We start from the raw sequence: 18297 nt of genomic DNA, 5'->3' as shown, positions 1-18297 counted from the left end.
CCCGGTGCGGCCCGGTACGGAGCGTCGGTGATCGATTGGTGAGCGAAACATCTCACCATGTGGTATCAACGGGGCGTTTTCGGACCGCTCGTTAGACTGAGTCGACCGCAGTAATGGACTGAGCGAGGAGCGCACGTGGGCCTTGTCGTGCAGAAGTACGGAGGCTCCTCCGTAGCCGATGCCGAGGGCATCAAGCGCGTCGCCAAGCGAATCGTCGATGCCAAGAAGAACGGCAACCAGGTGGTTGTCGTGGTGTCCGCGATGGGCGACACGACGGACGAGTTGATCGATCTCGCGGAGCAGGTCTCCCCGATCCCTGCGGGGCGCGAGTTCGACATGCTGCTGACCGCCGGAGAGCGGATCTCCATGGCCCTGCTGGCGATGGCGATCAAAAACCTGGGCCACGAGGCCCAGTCGTTCACGGGCAGCCAGGCAGGCGTCATCACCGACTCGGTCCACAACAAAGCGCGCATCATCGATGTGACGCCGGGCCGGATCCGTACGGCGCTGAACGAGGGGAACATCGCGATCGTCGCGGGGTTCCAGGGCGTGTCCCAGGACAAGAAGGACATCACCACCCTCGGACGCGGCGGGTCCGACACCACCGCCGTCGCCCTCGCGGCCGCGCTGGACGCCGAGGTCTGTGAGATCTACACCGACGTGGACGGCGTCTTCACCGCCGACCCCCGGGTCGTCAAGAAGGCCCGGAAGATCGACTGGATCTCCTTCGAGGACATGCTGGAGCTGGCCGCGTCCGGCTCCAAGGTGCTGCTGCACCGGTGCGTCGAGTACGCACGCCGCTACAACATCCCGATCCACGTCCGCTCGTCCTTCTCCGGACTGCGCGGCACCTGGGTCAGCAACGAGCCGCAAGGGGACCAGAAGGTGGAGCACGCGATCATCTCCGGAGTCGCCCATGACGTCTCCGAGGCCAAGATCACCGTCGTCGGAGTGCCGGACAAGCCGGGCGAGGCCGCCTCGATCTTCCGCACGATCGCGAACGCGGAGATCAACATCGACATGGTGGTGCAGAACGTCTCCGCCGCGTCGACCGGGCTGACCGACATCTCGTTCACCCTGCCCAAGGCCGAGGGCCGCAAGGCCATCGACGCCCTGGAGCGCAACCGCGACGGCATCGGTTTCGCCTCGCTGCGCTACGACGACCAGATCGCGAAGATCTCGCTGGTCGGCGCCGGTATGAAGACCAACCCGGGGGTCACCGCGGGCTTCTTCGAGGCGCTGTCGGACGCCGGGGTCAACATCGAGCTGATCTCGACCTCCGAGATCCGCATCTCGGTCGTCACCCGCGCCGACGACGTCAACGAGGCCGTCCGCGCCGTGCACACCGCCTTCGGCCTCGACAGCGACTCCGACGAGGCCGTCGTCTACGGAGGCACCGGCCGATGACCGCCCGCCGCCCCTCGCTCGCGGTCGTCGGCGCGACCGGGGCGATCGGCGGCGTCATGCTCCAGATCCTCTCGCAGCACGCGGACGTCTGGGGCGAGGTGAGACTGGTCGCCTCGTCGCGCTCGGCCGGCCGCAAGCTGGTCGTGCGCGGCGAGGAGAGCGAGGTCCTCGAACTCACCGAATCCGTCTTCGACGGGGTCGACGTGGCACTGTTCCTGGTCCCCGACGAGGTCTCCGCGCGGTGGGCGCCGATCGCCGCCACCAAGGGCGCGGTCGTCGTCGACGACTCCGCCGCCTTCCGGCTGGACCCGGACGTCCCGCTGGTCGTCCCCGAGATCAACCCCCATGCCGCACGGATCCGGCCGCGCGGCATCGTCGCGAGCCCGAACTGCACCACGCTCGCGCTGATCGTCGCGGTCGGCGCGCTGCACGCCGAGTTCGGGGTGCGGGAACTGGTCGTCTCCTCGTACCAGGCGGTGAGCGGGGCCGGCCGGGACGGCGTGGCGGCACTGCGCGAGCAGCTGTCGCTGGTCGCCGGTACGGAGCTGGGCACGAAGCCGGGCGATGTGCGCCGGGTCCTGGGCGACGCGGAGGCCGGCCCCTTCGCCGCGCCCGTCGCGCTCAACGTGGTGCCCTGGGCCGGAACGGAGGCCGGGGACGGCTGGTCGTCGGAGGAACTCGCGATCCGCGAGGAGTGCCGCAAGATCCTCGACCTGCCGGAGCTGCGCATCTCGGCCACCTGCGTGTACGTACCCGTCGTCGCGACGCACTCGATGTCCGTCCACGCCAGGTTCGAGAACGAGATCGCGGTCGACCGGGCCCACGAGATCCTGGCGACGGCACCGGGCGTCGTGCTGTACGACAACCCGTCGGCGGGCGACTTCCCGACACCGTCCGACGTCGTCGGCACCGACCCGACCTGGGTCGGAAGAGTGCGCAGGTCGATGGATGATCCGCGCGCCCTGGAGCTGTTCGTCTGCGGCGACAACCTCCGCAAGGGGGCCGCGTTGAACGTGGCCCAGATCGCCGAATCGGTGGCCGCCGAGTTCCCCCGGTCCTGAACGGACCACTTTTGTACGGTCTGTGAACGCTCTGTGAGTAAGTTGAAACTCTCAACCTCTTGAGCTGGGGTGTCGCGGTATCCGACGATGATTTCCGGCCTGCTGCAACCACTGGCCCGGAGAGGTGCGTCTCTGTCGTCACCCCTGGCGCGGCGGGGCGCGCATTCGGGGCATCCGGGGTCTTCGGGGAAGAGCAGGTACGTATGAGGGCATGTCGCACGGCGGGGAACGCGGTGCCGCGCGCGTACAACCCTGACGGGGGGAAATGTGTCCAACTGGCGTGGCAGAGGTTCTCGACATCACAGTGGTGGGCCCGTTGCGCGGCGCTTCGGTGCGCCCGCTCCGGCGGCCCCGCGCGCCCGGCGGCATGCCGGTGATCGCGCCCATGCCCGCAGCCCGCTCCACCAGGTTGCCCGCGCAACGCGGGGGCGTTGAGGAGGGCGTGGCCGCCGGAACGACGGTCGACCACCTCACCGAGACCTACCGGGCCCACTACCGGTCGCTGCTGGGCCTCGCCGCCCTGCTCCTGGACGACACGGCCTCCTGCGAGGACGTGGTGCAGGAGGCGTTCATCCGGGTGCACTCGGCGCGCAACCGGGTGCGCGACCCGGAGAAGACGCTCGCGTATCTGCGTCAGACCGTCGTCAACCTCTCCCGCTCCGCGCTGCGCCGCCGCATCCTCGGGCTGAAGCTGCTCTCCAAGCCCATGCCGGACATGGCGAGCGCGGAGGAGGGGGCGTACGACCAGCTGGAGCGGGACGCGCTGATCAAGGCGATGCGGGGGCTGCAACGGCGCCAGCGGGAGGTGCTGGTGCTGCGCTACTTCGCGGACATGACGGAGGCTCAGGTCGCCGAGACGCTCGGGATATCCCTGGGTTCGGTCAAGGCGTACGGATCACGCGGGATCGCCGCGCTGCGGGTCGTGATGGAGGCGCAGGCATGAGCCGCCGTACGGACGGAAACGGTCCCGAGCACGAACAGGAACGTGGGAACGGGAACGGGAGCGAGGCTCCCCGCCCCGCCGGCGCCGAGGACCGGAACGAGCCGGTCGGCCCCGATGAGTCGGCCGGCCCCGATGAGCCGGTCGGCTCCGACGAACTGGTCGGTTCCGACGAGTTGGGTGACCTGAGTGATCCGCGGGCGCTGAAGGACCTGCGCGACCTGCGGAACGTACGGGACCTGCGAGGGCTCTTCGGAGCGGGGCCGCACGACTCCCCCGACGACTCCCCGGGCGAAGCCCCGGACGGTGACGGCGACGGGCGCGCCTTCGACGGGGACGTGCTGCGCGACCTGATGCACGGCGCCGTCAAGGACCTGAAGCCCGTCGACGGCACGCTCGACCACCTCAAGCGCGCGGTTCCCGCCCGGCGGGCCAAGCGGCGGCAGGCCGTCGTCGGCATGGCCGCGGCGGCGCTGCTCATGGGCACCGCCGTACCCGCCCTCGTCCACGTCGCGAACTCGGACGGGTCCAGCACCGCCAAGACCGCGATGGCCGGACACGGCGAGCAGGCGCAGGGCGGCAACGGAACGGACCGCGGCGCACAGGCCGGCGGGAAGAACACCAACGGGTCCACCGACGGCCAGGGCGACGGCGACCCGGACCGGCCCGCGAGCGCCGACGGCCCCGCGGACACCAACGGTTCCGACGGAGGCGGGGGACTGTCCGGCGGCACCGCCGACCCGCACGGAGCCTCGGCCGACTCCCTGCCGAGCTGCGACGCGGGGCAACTCGGCGTCGCCTCGGCCGAAACCGGCGCGGCCGGCCCCGACGGGACGGTCTACGGCACCTTCCGGATCGCCAACGTCTCCGGCACGGAGTGCTCGGTCAGCGCGAGCGGCAGTGTGGGCTTCCAGGCCATCGGCGCGGCCGACCCGTCCAGGATCGCGGTCGTCCAGCACACCGCCGGTGACGCCGCGTCCGGGCTGCCCGATCCTTCTCAGGAGCAGCGGATGGTGCTGCTGAAGCCGTCGATGGCGTACGAGGTGAAGTTCGCCTGGGTGCCCAAGGACACCTGCCCGTCCACCGGAGCCTCGCCGAGCCCGACGCCGAGCGACGACACGGGCGGGGCGGGCGGCGCCGCGGCCGGAGCGGGCAGCGGCGACGGGAACGCGGCCACCGTCGCACAGCTGGGCAGCGAGGACGGCAGCGGCGGCACGCAGGACGGCAGCATCGCCGTGACCCACATCCCGGAGGCCGGGGCGCCGGTCGCACAGGCGCGGATCTCCAACGCCTGCTCGGGCACGATCTACCGGACCGGAGTACTGGCCCCGGCCTCCTGACCCCGTCGCCCCGCACGGTGCACGCGGCACGCATGGCACCCGCGGCGCACCGCGATACGTGCGACGCACGCGGCACGCGGTACGCATAGGACCCGTGCGGCGTGCGTACCGTGCACGTACGTACCGCCCACGGGCCGGTGCGTACCGTGCACGTACGTACCGCCCACGGGCCCTCAGGCCGTCCGGGACGGGGCCTCCGCCTTGTCGTCCCCGTGGCCGGCGGCCGCGCCCGCCTGGGCATCGGCATCGGCTCCGGCTTCCGCTCCGGCCTCCGCATCCGCCCCGGCTTCGGGCCCGGTCTCCGCGACCAGACCCAGCTGCTGGTCACGTGCCGCCTCGGCCTCGCGGCGGACCAGCCGGAACCACATGAAGAGCACGAACCCGGCGAAGACGAACCACTCGCCGGTGTAGCCGAGGTTCTGGAACGCCTTCAGGTCGAGCCCGGTGCCCTGCGCCACCGCCGCCGGTACGGGACGCAGCGCCCCGGACGCCTTGGCCGCCCCCGGTTCCCCGGTGTCCTGGACCGTCACCCACGCGTCGTAGACGTCGTACGGGACGAGGTTGACCAGGGACGCGGCGCTGATCATGCCGAGCTGCCCGTCGGGGAGCCCGCCCCGCGTGTCGACCCCGTCGGTGGAGGCGGTCTCGGACGCCTGGAGGTCGCCGGTCACGGTGACCGTGCCGGTCGGCGCGGCGGGCACGGCGGTCCGGCCGGGCTGACCGGGCAGCCAGCCCCGTACCACCGGCAGCGCCTTGCCGCTGTCCGTGCGGAGCATGCTCAGGACGTAGAAGCCGGGCTTCTTGTCCAGCTCCCGGCCGGGCACCAGGAACTGGTCGGCGTACCGGCCGGTGGCGGTGGCGGGGCGGCCCGAGGTCACCGTGCTCACGGGCAGCAGCCGGTCGATCGGTTCGGCGGCTCTCGTGCCCGGTGCGGGCTGCTTCTCGGCCGCGTCGTGCGTCTGCACGCGGTCCTCGAAACGGCCGAGCTGCCAGGTGCCCATGAACACGCAGAACGGAATGGCCAGCACGACGAAGAGGTTGATCCCCCACCAGCGCGGGGTCAGCAGGAACCGGTACACCCCTCCACGGTACGGTCCTCCCTCCGCCCGCCCGGAGCGGGGTGCCCGCCCACGCGTCGCGCACCCCGCCCCTCGGCCCTTCACTTCCCGCCTTCCGCCTACGCGCCGGGCGCCTCCGCCCCGCCCAGGTGGCGCCGGGCGAAGTCCAGCTCCAGCCGGACCTGCTTGATCCGCTCCTCCACCACGAGCGAACCGTGCCCCGCGTCGTACCGGTACACCTCGTGCGGCGCGTCCCGCTCCTTCAGCCGGTCCACGTAGTTCTCGATCTGGCGGATCGGGCAGCGCGGGTCGTTGACGCCCGCCGAGATGTAGACCGGCGCCCGCACCGCGTCGACGTACGTCAGCGGGGACGAGGCCTCGAAGCGCTCGGGCACCTCCTCCGGCGTACCGCCCAGCAGCGTGCGGTCCATCGCCTTCAGGTCCTCCATCTCGTCCTGGTACGCCGTGACGTAGTCGGCGACCGGGACCGCCGCGAGGCCGAGGGCCCAGACGTCCGGCTGCGTACCGAGGCCGAGCAGGGTCAGGTAACCGCCCCACGAGCCGCCGGAGAGCACCAGCCGCTCCGGGTCCGCGAGGCCGGACTTCACCGCCCACTCCCGGACCGCCGCGACGTCCTCCAGCTCGATCAGCCCGATCCGGTGCTTCAGCGCGTCCGTCCACGCCCGGCCGTAACCGGTGGAACCGCGGTAGTTGACCCGGACGACCGCGTAGCCGTGGTCCACCCAGGCGGCCGGGCCGGAGGCGAAGGCGTCGCTGTCGTGCCAGGTCGGGCCGCCGTGCAGCTCGAACACCGTCGGGAACGGCCCCTCGGCCGGGGCCGCGGGGCGCTGCACGAGCGCGTGGATCCGGCCGCCCGGCCCGTCCACCCACACGTCCTCCACCGGAACCGACCCCGGCGCCTTCGGGCCCGGCGGATCGAGCACCACGGCCCCCGAGGTGGACCGGATCACCGGCGGCTGCGCGGCCGAGGACCACAGGTACTCCACCGTGCCGTCCGGCCGGGCCGTGGCCCCCGACACCGAACCGGCGGGCGTCTCCACCCGGACGGGCCCGCCCTCCGCCCCCGGCACGTACCGCCACAGGTCGCTGCGGGCCTCGAAGGCGTGCACGACCAGCAGCGCCGAGGCGTCCGGATACCACTCGGCGACCACATCACCGGGCAGGCCGATCGAGAGCTCCGTCTCCTCGCCCGTCGTCGGGTCCCAGATCATCGGCTCCCAGCGGCCCCGGCGCTGATGCCCGACCAGCAGCCGGGTGTCCCCGGCCACCGGCGCGAAGCCCAGCACAGTCAGCCCCAGCTCCTTCGTACCGCCCTCGGTGTCGTCCAGCTCGGCGACCGTCGACCCGTCCGGCCGGACCACCCGCAGCGCGGAGTGCATCGCGTCGCCGTGCTCGGTGTGCTCCAGGGCGATCAGCGTCCCGTCCTGGCTGAGGTCACCGACGCCCGCCGACTCGCGGTGGCGGTAGATCTCCACCGGAGGCTCCCCGGGCCGCACGACATGGACCGTCGTCCCGTCCTCGTCGGTGGAGCGGCCGATCACCGCCGTGCCGTCCCGGCCGATGGCGAGCCCGGCCGGGTACGCGGGCCCGAGACCGGGCGCCGCCGGCTCGTCGGCCCCGCCACCGTGGAACGGCCGGCGCATCCACACCCCGAACTCGTCCCCGTCGGTGTCGTCGAACCACCAGATCGACTCCCCGTCGGGCGTCAGCGCCCCGTCCGTCGTGCCGTTGGGGCGGTCGGTCACCTGCCGCTGCTCGCCGGTGGCGCGGTCCCACGCGTACAGCTCGTACGTGCCCGTCGCGTTGGAGACGAACAGCGCGCGGTCGGGGGCGTCCTCCGCCCAGTCGGGCAGCGACACCCGCGGCGCCCGGAAGCGCTGCTCCCACGTCGGCGTGGAAGCGGGAGCGGGCGTTGTCGGTCCGGTCGAGCCGGTGGTCTCAGTCATGCCCCCATTCTGCGCGGCGACGCCGACAATTCGTTCGCCCCGCCCCCAGCCTGTGGATAACCTCCGGACCATGCATCTACCGACGCCCGCCGACTGGCACGAGGCGAACCGCGCACACTGGGACGAGCGGGTCCCCATCCACGCCGGGAGCGACTTCTACGACCTCGCCTCCTTCCGCGCGGGCAAGGAGGCCCTGCGCGATTTCGAACTCGCCGAGGTCGGCGACGTCACCGGCAGGTCGCTCCTGCACCTCCAGTGCCACATCGGGGTCGACACCCTCTCCTGGGCCCGGCACGGCGCCGCGCAGGTCGTCGGCCTGGACTTCTCCGAACCGGCCGTCGAGACCGCGCGCTCCCTCGCCCACGAGCTGGGGTTCTCCCCGGACCGGGCGGCGTTCGTCGCGGCCGACGTCTACGACGCGGCGCAGGCCGTCCCCGACTCCTCGTACGACATCGTCTACACCGGCGTCGGCGCGCTCAACTGGCTGCCCGACATCGTCCGCTGGGCCGAGACCGCCGCCTCGCTCGTGGCGCCGGGCGGCTTCCTCTACCTCGCCGAGTTCCACCCGATGACGGACTGTCTGGATGACGGGACCGGGACGACGATCGCGTACGACTACTTCAGCCGCGACGCCTGGGTGGACGAGACGCCGGGCACGTACGCGGACTTCGACGCGCCCACCGTCCACAACCGCAGCGTCGAATGGACGCACCCGATCGGCGAGGTCGTCTCGGCGCTGGCCGCCACCGGGCTGCGGATCGAGTTCCTGCACGAGCACGACGTCTCGCTCTTCGCCCGGTTCCCCACGCTGGAGCGGCGGGACGACGGCTTCTACCGCTTCCCCGCCGACCGGCCGCGCATTCCGCTCATGTACTCCATCAAGGCGTCGAGGGCCGCCGCTTCCTGAGATCCGGAGCGGATCCCGGGACGCGCCCAGGCCCTGGTCCGGGCCGGTTGTCAGTGCCGGGGTCCACACTCGGATCCATGACGACGACTGCCGATCTGCGCGCCGCGGTGGAGACGTACTGGAGCGCGGCCGAGGCCCGCGACTGGGACGCCCTCGCCGCCACCCTGGCCGACGACGTGCTGTACGAGGTGCCGCAGACACGTGAGTACGTGCGCGGGAAGGAGCGGTATCTCCGGTTCAGCCGCGCGTGCCCGGAGGGCCGTAGCGTGCGCGTCGAGTCCGTGGTGACCGACGCCGAGGCGCGGCGGGCCGCCGTCCGAACCCACTTCGTGATGGAAACGGACCCGGACCTGGGCCTGGACGCGGGTGCGTCGGAGGCCGGTGCGCCCGGGGCGCACCGGTCCCCGGGGGAGACGCTCGCCCTGCACTTCTTCGTGTTCGACGAGGCGGGGCGGATCAGCGCGATCACCGGCTTCCGGCCCGAGCCGCGCGAGTTGTCCGAGTCGCCCGAGACGTCCGAGTCGCCCGAGCGCGGCGGACCGCCGGGGGATAACCCGGGCGGCCCGCCGCGCCCCGTACCTCCGTCGTCCGCGCGCTACGCGGCCGAGCGGAAGGCCGGCAGATAGCCGCCGGACTGACCGGCGGCCTTGGGGTGGTACGAGTTGTAGACCGGCAGCGTCACGCTGTTCAGCCACGCGTCGCCGGAGCACAGCTCGTGCCCGGTGAACTCGTCGACCACGCTGGAGAAGGTGAACCCGGCGTTGGCGGCCTGCTTGGCGATGACCCCGTTCAGGACGTCCGAGGCGTTGTTGATGGCGGACCGTTCCTTCTCGGTGAGGCCCGCGATGCAGCTGCCGCTCAGTTGGTAGAAGCGCGGATAGCCCAGCACCACCACATGGGCCTGCGGCGCCCGCGAACGGATCGACGCGTAGAGCGAACTCAGGCCGGAGGGAAGCGAGTTGTTCATCTGGGAGACGGCGGTGGAGATGCTGCTGAGACAGGCGGTCTCACCGGACAGCACACAGTCCTGCATGACACTGGCGAAACCGACGTCGTTGCCGCCCGCGGTGACGCTGACCAGGCCGGTGGACGAGCTGAGCGACCCGAGCTGGGTGGAGGCCACCGAGCTGGTCGTGGCGCCCGAGCAGGCGACGAAGGCGAACGTGGAAGGCGAGTTGGCGGCGGCCCAGAGGTAGGGGTAGGCCTTGGTGCTGCGGCGGCAGTCGCCGCTGTCCGAGATATAGCTTCCGGAACCTACGCCGGAGGAGTACGAGTCGCCGAGAGCGACGTACCCGCCGGCGGCGGCCGAGGAGCTTGCCGAAGCGGGCTGGGCAACGCCCAGCGCGGCGACGGCGGCTAGGACCAGGGTGGATGCGGACGCCCAGAATCTCCGTACTGACATGGCTGTCAGCCCTCCGAAATGTGGGGGGTGGGTGGGGGGTTGATCGAGCGCCACGTTTCTAGCAGCTGTCAGTACCGGCCGGTAATAGCTGGGGAAGAACTAGTCTGATATGCCCGAATGATCGTTCGGGTGTCATAGCTCCGCGCGTAGACAAACCCCCGTCCGGGCCCCGGACGGGGGTGGTGCGGAGGTGCGCGGAGTCAGGAATTCACCACGTGAAACCGCCCTCCGCGGCGGCACCCGGTGGGGGTGCCGCCGCGGAGGGCGGTTGGGGTGGCGGTTCGGGGGCTGCCCGGTGGATCAGCTTTGGGCGTGGCCCGTTTCCGCCATCGTCTGGGGGTGGGAGGGTCAGTTGTGGCCGAACCTCCGCTGCTTCCGGTGGGAGACCTGCTCCGAGATCGAGCGCACCGTTTCCTGGGCGGCCGTCGGCCGCTCCTGCTCCTGGGTCCCCTTCGTCTCCGGGGTGGAGCTGCGTTCGTGGCCGCCGGTGCGGGCGCCCCGATTCTGTCGAGTCTGCTTCTTGCCCACGATCGTGCCTCCTGTTGCGGCTTTCGGACGATGGGCCATGACCAGACTCGCACGCGGTGACAAAAGGTGCATTCCGGGTTGTGTCCGTCGAGTGCGGCTCTCTCCGGATCACGCCCTCGGGCGGCGGACCAGCGCCTGGGCCAGCACCAGCACGCTCAGCCCGAACATCAGGACCCCGAGCGGAACGTGGACCGAGGGGACATGCGCGATCCCCAGCACCACCTGCACCGAGGCGAGTACGAGAAAACCGGACGCGTACAGGATCGACCGGGGCGAACCGCCGCCCGGCCGCCAGAGGAGGACCGCCGCGAGCACGTACAGCATCGACGCCCCGTACATCACCCGCGCACCGACGCCATGCAGCGTCTCGCCGTAGGAGGTGGCGAGCAGCAGCCCCGCCGTCACCGCCTGGAAGAAGATCGCCAATGTCTGCAGAACCGTCGCGACCTGCACAAAGGTGACCAGGCCCCCCGATGCCGTGCCCGCGTCCGCTTCCGCCGTACCCGGTACTTCCGTCGCCCGTATGGCCATGACACGGTCCCCTCTTCTGCCTCGCGGCGGTGGTCAGTAACCTCTCGATGATTCGACGAAGCAGCCCCACGGAATGTGAGGCGGCAACGGGGGCGAACATGGTCATGAGCACGGCGTTCGACAGAGCCCCCGGGGCGATGGACGGTGAGCGGCGCCGGTTGATCAACCTGGCCTACCGGCTCCTCGGCTCGCTGGCCGAGGCGGAGGACGCCGTACAGGAGACCTACGCCCGCTGGTACGCGCTGTCGCCGCGACGGCGGGAGGCCGTCGAATCACCCGCCGCCTGGCTGACGACGGTGGCGAGCCGCATCTGCCTGGACGTGCTCGGCTCGGCACGGGTCCGGCGTGAGGCGTACGTCGGCGCGTGGATCCCCGACCCACTGCCCGACCGGATGGAGTGGCTCGGCGGGCGGCCGGTCGGCGGCGGTGCGGAGGCGGCCGATCCGGCCGACCAGGTCACCCTGGACGAGTCGGTGGACATGGCCTTTCTCGTCGTACTGGAGTCGATGACGCCCGCCGAGCGCGTGACGTTCGTCCTGCACGACGTCTTCCGGTACAGCTTCGCGGAGATCGCCGGGTTCATGGACCGTACGCCCGCGGCCTGCCGGCAACTGGCCTCCTCGGCGCGTCGGCGGATCGGGGCCGAACGGGCACGGCCCCCGGCCCTTCCGGTGTCCGATCAGGCCGGGCTGGTGCGGCACTTCAAGGAGGCGTGGGAGGCCAAGGACATCAGGGCCCTGGTCGGCCTCCTCGATCCCGACGCCACACTGACCGCCGACGGCGGCGGCTTGGTCGGTGCCGTCCTCCGGCCGGTCGAGGGCAGCGAGCGCATCGCCCAGTACATGATCTACATCGCCGACAAGGCCCCGGGGCTGGAGCTCCTGGAACGCTCGGTCAACGGCCGCCCCGGCCTGGTCGCCCAGCACGCGGGCGTCACGCTGACCGTGGCCGCGTTCCAGCTCACCGGCGATCGCATCAGCCACATCTGGGCCGTCCGCAACCCGGAGAAGCTCCGCCCCTGGACAGGTAACGGAGGCGGCGCAGGGGGCACGGGAGGCGTGGGGGACGCAAGGAACGAGGAGTGACAGCAGGGGCCGTACTCGCCCAGGGAGCCCGACGCGGCCCGCGCCGTCAGCCGACGCTCCGGGCGCACGCCGCCACCGCCGCGATCAGCCGGTGGTTCTCGGGCGCTCCTCCGCCCCCGCCGAACGAGAACCGCCTCCGGGTGTAGCTGTAGGCGATCCCGGCGGCGGGATCGGCGAGGGCCTGGGCGCAGACTTCTCTCATCCCGATACCCCGACACCGTGCCGGGCTCGCTCCGTTGAGGAGAAGCAGGACGCGAGCCACAGGGCCTCCGGCATGTTCAGGATCACTCCACTGATGAACGGGATGGGCATGCTCCGCCGGAGCTCCTCCGGGAAGTCTCCGCCGAGATCGAGCCCTTGGGCCCAGGCGCCCGGCAGAAGCAGCCCGCTCGGCCTGATCGGTATCGGATTCCAGTCGAGGTCGCTGTGGAGGAGGGTGGCATGGGGCTCCCCGGGGCGCTGCCAGAAGATCAGCTGCTCATCGAACTCGTTGACCCAGTGCAGGACATGGTCCGAGCGATCGAAGACGACCCCCGCCATCTCTCCCAGGTGGGCCAGGACCGCGTTCCGTCCCCGGTACCCGCCGACGTACGCACGGGCCTCGTTCACGAAGTCCGCCACGGTGTTGTCGTCCAGCACCGACGACCCGGACAGCCTGATGGTGCGCGGCCGGTGGCCCTTCTGCCTCCCCACGCGGAGTTGCTTCGTGGCGTTGGCCCAGTACAACTGCTCCGTGTCCGGATCGAAGACGACGCAGAACACGGGCACGTTGCCGTTCGCCCACGTCTCGCCGTGCTGCCGCACCGGCACCGCGTAGCCGTACGACCGTCTCCACGAGACGCCGCCCTTCACCTGGACCTTGATGACGTCGTTGGTCACCCGCCCGGCGTGGGCGAAGGTGACGTACAGATCCTCGCCGTAGTCGTTCTGCCCCGAGATCTCCTCCACGACGTGATCGTGGCTCTGCAGCAGTGTGCGCAAGGCGTTCACCGCCGCCTGTTCCACCCTCCGCCCACTCGGGATCCTCGTCATGCCCCGCCCCTCACGATCCGTTGTTGTCCGCTTTCAGCGTGCCACCATGGTCTGACAACGGGGTAAGGGAAGGCGCCTTGTGTGGAGAGCGGCGGGCGTGGGACAACCAGGGCGCCGGAGCGGCACCCCCGCTCGATCCGTGGCCCGAGCGGGGGTGCCAACCGGCTCCCGAAAGGTCTCGGAAACCACTCAGGGGCCTGATCCGATTTCTCGGATCAGGCCCCTGACCTGGTCTTACTGGCTGTCGGGGTGGCGGGATTTGAACCCACGACCTCTTCGTCCCGAACGAAGCGCGCTGCCAAGCTGCGCTACACCCCGATCGTCGCTGGTGTCCCGGCGACATCGATTACTTTAGCCCACCCGCGCCCGCAGACGAAATCCGGTTTCTGCGGAGCGGGGCGGGGAAGGGGGCCGGCGGTTCAGTCCCGGGCCGTCAGGGTCAGGAGCGTCGCCTCCGGGGGGCAGGCGAAGCGGACCGGGGTGTAGCGGTTGGTGCCGCAGCCGGCGGAGACGTGGAGGTAGGCGCGGCGGCCGTCCATGGAGTGGGTGGAGAGGCCCTTGACCCGGTCCGTGTCCAGGTCGCAGTTGGTGACCAGGGCCCCGTAGAAGGGGATGCAGAGCTGGCCGCCGTGGGTGTGACCGGCCAGGATCAGCGGGTAGCCGTCCATGGTGAAGGCGTCCAGGGAGCGCAGGTACGGGGCGTGGACGACGCCGATGGAGAGGTCGGCGCCGGTCTCCGGGCCGCCCGCCACCTCGGCGTAGCGGTCGCGCTTGATGTGCGGGTCGTCCAGGCCGGTGAAGGCCAGCTCCATGCCGTCGATCTTGAGGCGGCCCCGGGTGTTGGACAGGCCCAGCCAGCCCGCCTCGTCGAAGGCGTCGCGCATGGGTTCCCACGGGTTGTGGACGACGCCGACCGCGGGGGCGTTCCCGTTGAGGCCGTGCTTGCCGCGGGCCTTCTCCACCAGGTAGCGGGCGGGGTTGCGCAGCTTCGGGCCGTAGTAGTCGTTGGAGCCGAAGACGTACACCCCCGGGAACTCCATCAGGGGGCCGAGCGCGTCGAGCAGCTCGGGCACGGCCTCGGGGTCGGAGAGGTTGTCTCCGGTGTTCACGACGAAGTCCGGGCGCAGGCCGGCCAGAGACTGGAGCCAGGCGCGCTTCTTGCGCTGGCCGCTCACCATGTGGATGTCGGAGACCTGGAGCACCCGCAACGGGCGTGCCCCGTGCGGCAGCACGGGGATGGTGACCCGTCGCAGCCGGAACGAGCGGGCCTCGAATCCGGCGGCGTAGGCGAGACCGGCCGCGCCGATCGCCGCGCCGACTGCCGTGACTTTCAGGGGGACTCCGTAGCGTGCGCGCATGTGTCCATCGTCGCAGACACCCTGCGGCCAGCGGAAAACCTGCGGGCGCGGGCTGCCCCGTACCTGCCACAATCAGCACATGACCACCACGCTCAAGTCGCAGCTCAAGGAAGACCTCACCACGGCCATCAAGGCGCGGGACGAGCTGACCTCGTCCACGCTCCGGCTGACCCTCACGGCCATCACGAAGGAGGAGGTCAGCGGTACCGCGGCCCGCGAGCTCTCCGACGACGAGGTGCAGAAGGTGATCGCCAAGGAGGCGAAGAAGCGCCGCGAGGCGGCCGAGGCCTTCGCGCAGGGCGGCCGGACCGAGCAGGCCGAGCGGGAGAAGGCGGAAGGCGTGGTGCTCGAGGCGTACCTGCCGAAGCAGCTCAGCGACGACGAGCTGGGCGCGATCGTGGCCGCCGCCGTCGAGGAGGCCAGGGCCGCCGGGGCCGAGGGCCCGCGTGCGATGGGCGCCGTCATGAAGATCGTGAACCCGAAGGTGGCGGGGCGTGCGGACGGTGGCCGGGTGGCCGCCTCGGTGAAGAAGCTCCTCGCGGGCTGAACCCGGCCGGGCAGCGCCCCGCGCGCAGGACGGCATCGAACGGAGCGGTCCGGGCACGCGGCACGGAACAGGGCGGAACAGAACAGAACAGAGCGGGGGGCCTCCCGCGGATCCAGTGTCCGCGCGAGGCCCCCCGCTCTGCTGTCGTGGCCGCTCAGGGGCCCTGCGCGCCGCCGTTGTTCTGGCCGCGGTGGCCGCCGTTGTTGCCGCCGTTCATGTTGGGCGGGACGGTGATGCCGGGGAAGGGGTTTCCGTCGTCGGGCTTCCCGCCCCCGTTTCCGGGCTGGTTGTGATCGCGGCCCTTGTCCTTGTTCTTGTCCCTGTCCTTGTCGTTCTTCTGCGGGTCCGGGATGTTCACCGTGTTGAAGGCGGGGGCGTCCACGCCCGCCAGTGCTCCCGTCATGGCGTCGCGCCAGATCGGTCCGGGGACCTGGCCGCCGTAGACCTTCGCCTGGAAGACGCCGCCGATCGTGATGTTCTCCATCTTGACGCCCTGGGTCGGGCTGCCGACCCAGACGGCGCCGGACATGTTCGGCGTGTACCCGACGAACCAGGCGTTCTTACGGAAGTCCGTGGTACCGGTCTTGCCCGCGTTGTCGCGGTTCTGGAGGCCGGCCTGCTGACCCGTACCGGAGTCGATCACGCCGCGCAGCAGGGTGTTCACCGTGTCGGCGGTCGTCGGGGACATGGCCTGGGAGCAGGAAGTCTTGGGCACCGGGAGCGAGCGGCCGTTCGCCTTGGTGACCGAGAGAACCGCGACCGGCGTGCAGTACGTGCCGCGGTTGGCGAAGGCGGCGTACGCGCTGGCCATCGTCAGCGGGGACATCCCCTCCGTGCCGAGCGCGATGGCCGGGGTCTGCGGCAGCTTCGCGCCGTTGCCCTGGATCACGCCGAGCTTGTCGGTCAGCTGCGTCACGGGGCAGAGCCCGATGTCCTGCACCATCTGGATGAAGTAGGTGTTGACGGACTTCGCCATCGCCTCCTTCAGCGCGTACGGCCCGCGCTCCGACTCGTCCTCGTTCGGCACCGTCTCGCCGCTCGTGTTCACGTACGGCTTGGAGCAGGTCTGCACCGACGGGTAGGGCATCTCGTACGGCGAGGAGTAGACCTGGGTGGCGGGCCTGCCCCGCTCGATGGCGGCCGCGGCGACGAACGGCTTGAACGTCGAGCCGCTCGGGAAGCCGTAGTTCGAGCCGCCCATGTCCTTGTTGACCGAGTAGTTGTACTGGGTCTCGTCGTTCCCGAAGCCGTACGGCTTGGACTGGCCCATGCCCATGATCCGGCCGGTGCCCGGCTGGACCAGGGTCACCGCCGTCGCGACCTTGTCCGTCTTGTAGACGTGCTGGGCGATCGAGTTCTGCACCGACTGCTGGGACTGCGGGTCGAGCGTGGTCCGGATCGTCAGGCCGCCCTGGTTCCAGAGCTTGGCCCGGTCCTCCTTGGTCTTGCCGAAGACCGGGTCGGTGAGGAAGACGTGGCGCACGTAGTCGCAGAAGAAGCCGGCGCCGCTGACCGCGGTGATGCAGCCGTTCTTCGGCTTCTTGATGTGCAGCTTGATCGGTGTCTTCTTCGCCTTGTCGGCGGCGTCCTGCGAGATGTTCCCGACGTCGGCCATGCGCTGGAGCACCATGTTGCGGCGCTTGGTCGCCTCGGCCGAGTCGTTGACCGGGTCGAACCGGCTCGGCGACTGCACCACGCCGGCCATCAGCGCGGCCTCCTCCAGCGTCAGGTCCTTCGCGGACTTGGAGAAGTAGCGCTGCGAGGCGGCCTCGATGCCGTAGGCCTGCTGCCCGAAGAAGGTGATGTTGAGGTAGTTCTCCAGGATCTTCTTCTTGCCCAGCTCCTGCTCGACCTGGATCGCGTACTTCAACTCCTGGATCTTGCGGCCCATCGTCTGCTGGGTGGCCTGCGCGACCTTGTCGGGGTCGTCGCCCGCCTCCTCGACGAAGACGTTCTTCACGTACTGCTGGGTCAGCGTCGACGCGCCCTGCGCGGTGCCGCCCGACTGCACGTTGCGGTTGAGCGCACGCAGGATGCCCTTGAGGTCGACTGCCCCGTGCTTGTAGAAGCGGGCGTCCTCGATCGCGATGATCGCCTGCTGCATGTACGGGGAGATGTCCTTCAGCGGGACGACGGTGCGGTCGCGCGAGTACACCGAGGCGATGAGGCCGCCCTTGCTGTCCAGGATCGTGGTGCGCTGGCTCAGCGGCGGAGTCTTCAGATTGGAGGGGATCTCGTCGAATCCCTCCACTGTCCCCTTGGTCGCGAGACCCAGTGCTCCGGCGGCCGGCAGCGCGATGCCCGCGAGGACGACTCCGGAGAGGGCGGCGACACCGAGGAACTTGGCGGCCTGCTGGGTCGTCGAGAGACCCCCGCCCGAGCGCTTCTTTGGCATGGGGGCAGCCTACGTTCTCATTCGCCGGACACACGTATATGCCTTGGCCTAAGCTGCTCCCAACTGTCACAGCAGCCCGGTTCCGCATCAACCCCCGTGCACGGCCCGGTCCCGATCCAAGGCGCACCCGAATTCGCCTTGTGTGTCATGGAATGCCCGTTGTGAACCAGGAGGAGTGTCCCGGTTCGCAGGGGATGTTCTTATATGCCCTCGCCTCACTCCTCTGGGTGATCTGCCGTATACGCATAGTCCGTTCGGGCCATTCAAGATTGGGCCCGAAGGGGGTGTTGTGCTGTCGCCACCTTCCGTAACGTCCTCAACTGGCAGCGGTGAATATGCCGCTGTCGCCGTGGGGGAGCCTCGATTCGGGAGAGGACGGCGCCGTGATGGGCTGGGTAACCGACTGGAGTGCGCAGGCAGCCTGCCGCACTACCGATCCGGATGAACTGTTCGTACAAGGGGCAGCGCAGAACAGGGCCAAGGCGGTGTGCACCGGATGCCCGGTGCGGACCGAGTGCCTGGCCGACGCGCTGGACAACCGCGTCGAGTTCGGCGTGTGGGGCGGGATGACCGAGCGGGAGCGCCGCGCACTGCTGCGCAGACGTCCCACCGTGACGTCCTGGCGTCGCTTGCTGGAGACCGCGCGCAGCGAGTACGAGCAGTCGACGGGCATCCTGCCCGTGGCGATCGGGCTGGACGACGACGAACTGCACGCGAGGTACGCCGCGGTGGGATAGGA

The 18297-nt window shown here is 70.5% G+C and carries 18 protein-coding genes and 1 tRNA gene; 9 read left to right on the top strand and 10 right to left on the bottom strand.

The annotated features are described in order from the left end of the window. The first annotated feature begins 135 nt into the window (after positions 1-135). The 4 genes from ACF08W_RS24475 to ACF08W_RS24460 all read left to right on the top strand — a co-directional run bounded on the left by ACF08W_RS24475 (position 136) and on the right by ACF08W_RS24460 (position 4748). A complete protein-coding gene (locus ACF08W_RS24475; protein WP_352275670.1) occupies positions 136-1407 on the top strand; it encodes an aspartate kinase in 1272 nt (423 codons plus the stop codon). Beyond that, positions 1404-2468, top strand: coding sequence for an aspartate-semialdehyde dehydrogenase (locus tag ACF08W_RS24470; protein ID WP_392280532.1), 1065 nt, complete (start codon positions 1404-1406; stop codon positions 2466-2468). The genes ACF08W_RS24475 and ACF08W_RS24470 overlap by 4 nt, the downstream gene beginning before the upstream one ends. A gap of 367 nt (positions 2469-2835) precedes the next feature. Continuing rightward, the gene (locus ACF08W_RS24465; RefSeq protein ID WP_352275814.1) at positions 2836-3411 is read left to right on the top strand and encodes a SigE family RNA polymerase sigma factor; all 576 of its coding nucleotides are present in this window, start codon (positions 2836-2838) and stop codon (positions 3409-3411) included. After that, positions 3408-4748 carry a hypothetical protein gene (locus ACF08W_RS24460; RefSeq protein ID WP_392280531.1) on the top strand — a complete coding sequence of 447 codons (1341 nt, stop codon included), beginning with the start codon at positions 3408-3410 and terminating at the stop codon, positions 4746-4748. The genes ACF08W_RS24465 and ACF08W_RS24460 overlap by 4 nt, the downstream gene beginning before the upstream one ends. Before the next feature lie 173 nt (positions 4749-4921). On the opposite strand, the gene ACF08W_RS24455 is transcribed toward ACF08W_RS24460, so the two are convergent. Beyond that, a complete protein-coding gene (locus ACF08W_RS24455; RefSeq protein WP_385203405.1) occupies positions 4922-5827 on the bottom strand; it encodes an SURF1 family protein in 906 nt (301 codons plus the stop codon). A gap of 98 nt (positions 5828-5925) precedes the next feature. Continuing rightward, positions 5926-7773 carry a S9 family peptidase gene (locus ACF08W_RS24450; RefSeq protein ID WP_392280530.1) on the bottom strand — a complete coding sequence of 616 codons (1848 nt, stop codon included), beginning with the start codon at positions 7771-7773 and terminating at the stop codon, positions 5926-5928. Between the two features lie 70 nt (positions 7774-7843). On the opposite strand from ACF08W_RS24450, the gene ACF08W_RS24445 reads away from it, so the two are divergent. Together ACF08W_RS24445 and ACF08W_RS24440 are read left to right on the top strand one after the other, a co-directional pair. Further along, a complete protein-coding gene (locus ACF08W_RS24445; protein WP_352275661.1) occupies positions 7844-8680 on the top strand; it encodes a methyltransferase domain-containing protein in 837 nt (278 codons plus the stop codon). 77 nt (positions 8681-8757) lie between these two features. Then, positions 8758-9306, top strand: coding sequence for a nuclear transport factor 2 family protein (locus ACF08W_RS24440; protein WP_392280529.1), 549 nt, complete (start codon positions 8758-8760; stop codon positions 9304-9306). Here ACF08W_RS24440 and ACF08W_RS24435 read toward each other — a convergent pair. From ACF08W_RS24435 to ACF08W_RS24425, 3 genes are all read right to left on the bottom strand, one after another. Next, positions 9276-10082 (bottom strand): SGNH/GDSL hydrolase family protein, encoded by an 807-nt coding sequence (locus ACF08W_RS24435; RefSeq protein ID WP_392280528.1) that lies wholly within the window; start codon positions 10080-10082, stop codon positions 9276-9278. The two genes, ACF08W_RS24440 and ACF08W_RS24435, sit on opposite strands and share 31 nt — an antisense overlap. A gap of 348 nt (positions 10083-10430) precedes the next feature. Further along, positions 10431-10610 carry a hypothetical protein gene (locus ACF08W_RS24430; protein ID WP_352275657.1) on the bottom strand — a complete coding sequence of 60 codons (180 nt, stop codon included), beginning with the start codon at positions 10608-10610 and terminating at the stop codon, positions 10431-10433. A 108-nt stretch (positions 10611-10718) separates the two neighbouring features. After that, positions 10719-11141 carry a hypothetical protein gene (locus ACF08W_RS24425; RefSeq protein ID WP_392280527.1) on the bottom strand — a complete coding sequence of 141 codons (423 nt, stop codon included), beginning with the start codon at positions 11139-11141 and terminating at the stop codon, positions 10719-10721. Positions 11142-11245: 104 nt separating this feature from the next. Here ACF08W_RS24425 and sigJ point away from each other — a divergent pair, with 104 nt between their 5' ends. Beyond that, positions 11246-12226: an RNA polymerase sigma factor SigJ gene (gene sigJ / locus ACF08W_RS24420; protein ID WP_392280584.1), complete on the top strand. Its 981-nt coding sequence runs from the start codon at positions 11246-11248 to the stop codon at positions 12224-12226. A gap of 46 nt (positions 12227-12272) precedes the next feature. Here the strand turns inward: sigJ and ACF08W_RS24415 are convergent, their stop codons facing one another. The 4 genes from ACF08W_RS24415 to ACF08W_RS24400 all read right to left on the bottom strand — a co-directional run bounded on the left by ACF08W_RS24415 (position 12273) and on the right by ACF08W_RS24400 (position 14616). After that, positions 12273-12428, bottom strand: a complete 156-nt coding sequence (locus ACF08W_RS24415; RefSeq protein ID WP_392280526.1) for a hypothetical protein — start codon at positions 12426-12428, stop codon at positions 12273-12275. Beyond that, entirely contained in the window at positions 12425-13258 is an 834-nt protein-coding gene (locus ACF08W_RS24410; protein ID WP_392280525.1) for a DUF4365 domain-containing protein, read from the bottom strand. The genes ACF08W_RS24415 and ACF08W_RS24410 overlap by 4 nt, the downstream gene beginning before the upstream one ends. 244 nt (positions 13259-13502) lie before the next feature. Continuing rightward, positions 13503-13576, bottom strand: a tRNA-Pro gene (locus tag ACF08W_RS24405). A 101-nt stretch (positions 13577-13677) separates the two neighbouring features. Then, entirely contained in the window at positions 13678-14616 is a 939-nt protein-coding gene (locus ACF08W_RS24400) for a metallophosphoesterase (protein ID WP_392280524.1), read from the bottom strand. A gap of 79 nt (positions 14617-14695) precedes the next feature. Here ACF08W_RS24400 and ACF08W_RS24395 point away from each other — a divergent pair, with 79 nt between their 5' ends. After that, positions 14696-15163: a GatB/YqeY domain-containing protein gene (locus tag ACF08W_RS24395; protein WP_352275648.1), complete on the top strand. Its 468-nt coding sequence runs from the start codon at positions 14696-14698 to the stop codon at positions 15161-15163. 154 nt (positions 15164-15317) lie between these two features. Here the strand turns inward: ACF08W_RS24395 and ACF08W_RS24390 are convergent, their stop codons facing one another. Beyond that, complete coding sequence (locus ACF08W_RS24390) at positions 15318-17558, bottom strand: transglycosylase domain-containing protein (protein WP_392280523.1); 2241 nt, start codon at positions 17556-17558, stop codon at positions 15318-15320. Between the two features lie 386 nt (positions 17559-17944). Here ACF08W_RS24390 and ACF08W_RS24385 point away from each other — a divergent pair, with 386 nt between their 5' ends. Next, on the top strand, positions 17945-18295 hold the full coding sequence (locus tag ACF08W_RS24385; protein ID WP_366299087.1) for a WhiB family transcriptional regulator: 351 nt from the start codon (positions 17945-17947) through the stop codon (positions 18293-18295). Positions 18296-18297: the final 2 nt, after the last annotated feature.

The organism is Streptomyces sp. NPDC015144, from assembly GCF_043079735.1.
Lineage (GTDB): Bacteria > Actinomycetota > Actinomycetes > Streptomycetales > Streptomycetaceae > Streptomyces.
Note: the sequence above shows the minus strand (reverse complement) of the source record. Positions and strands in the feature narration are given on the sequence as shown.

Excerpts from the sequence above, each read along its gene's own strand:
- ACF08W_RS24470 (WP_392280532.1), top strand. The coding sequence starts at position 1,404 with ATGACCGCCCGCCGCCCCTCGCTCGCGGTCGTCGGCGCGACCGGGGCG.
- ACF08W_RS24465 (WP_352275814.1), top strand. The coding sequence starts at position 2,836 with ATGCCGGTGATCGCGCCCATGCCCGCAGCCCGCTCCACCAGGTTGCCC.
- ACF08W_RS24460 (WP_392280531.1), top strand. The coding sequence starts at position 3,408 with ATGAGCCGCCGTACGGACGGAAACGGTCCCGAGCACGAACAGGAACGT.
- ACF08W_RS24450 (WP_392280530.1), bottom strand. The coding sequence starts at position 7,773 with ATGACTGAGACCACCGGCTCGACCGGACCGACAACGCCCGCTCCCGCT.
- ACF08W_RS24445 (WP_352275661.1), top strand. The coding sequence starts at position 7,844 with ATGCATCTACCGACGCCCGCCGACTGGCACGAGGCGAACCGCGCACAC.
- ACF08W_RS24440 (WP_392280529.1), top strand. The coding sequence starts at position 8,758 with ATGACGACGACTGCCGATCTGCGCGCCGCGGTGGAGACGTACTGGAGC.
- ACF08W_RS24435 (WP_392280528.1), bottom strand. The coding sequence starts at position 10,082 with ATGTCAGTACGGAGATTCTGGGCGTCCGCATCCACCCTGGTCCTAGCC.
- ACF08W_RS24425 (WP_392280527.1), bottom strand. The coding sequence starts at position 11,141 with ATGGCCATACGGGCGACGGAAGTACCGGGTACGGCGGAAGCGGACGCG.
- sigJ (WP_392280584.1), top strand. The coding sequence starts at position 11,246 with ATGAGCACGGCGTTCGACAGAGCCCCCGGGGCGATGGACGGTGAGCGG.
- ACF08W_RS24415 (WP_392280526.1), bottom strand. The coding sequence starts at position 12,428 with ATGAGAGAAGTCTGCGCCCAGGCCCTCGCCGATCCCGCCGCCGGGATC.
- ACF08W_RS24410 (WP_392280525.1), bottom strand. The coding sequence starts at position 13,258 with ATGACGAGGATCCCGAGTGGGCGGAGGGTGGAACAGGCGGCGGTGAAC.
- ACF08W_RS24400 (WP_392280524.1), bottom strand. The coding sequence starts at position 14,616 with ATGCGCGCACGCTACGGAGTCCCCCTGAAAGTCACGGCAGTCGGCGCG.
- ACF08W_RS24395 (WP_352275648.1), top strand. The coding sequence starts at position 14,696 with ATGACCACCACGCTCAAGTCGCAGCTCAAGGAAGACCTCACCACGGCC.
- ACF08W_RS24390 (WP_392280523.1), bottom strand. The coding sequence starts at position 17,558 with ATGCCAAAGAAGCGCTCGGGCGGGGGTCTCTCGACGACCCAGCAGGCC.
- ACF08W_RS24385 (WP_366299087.1), top strand. The coding sequence starts at position 17,945 with ATGGGCTGGGTAACCGACTGGAGTGCGCAGGCAGCCTGCCGCACTACC.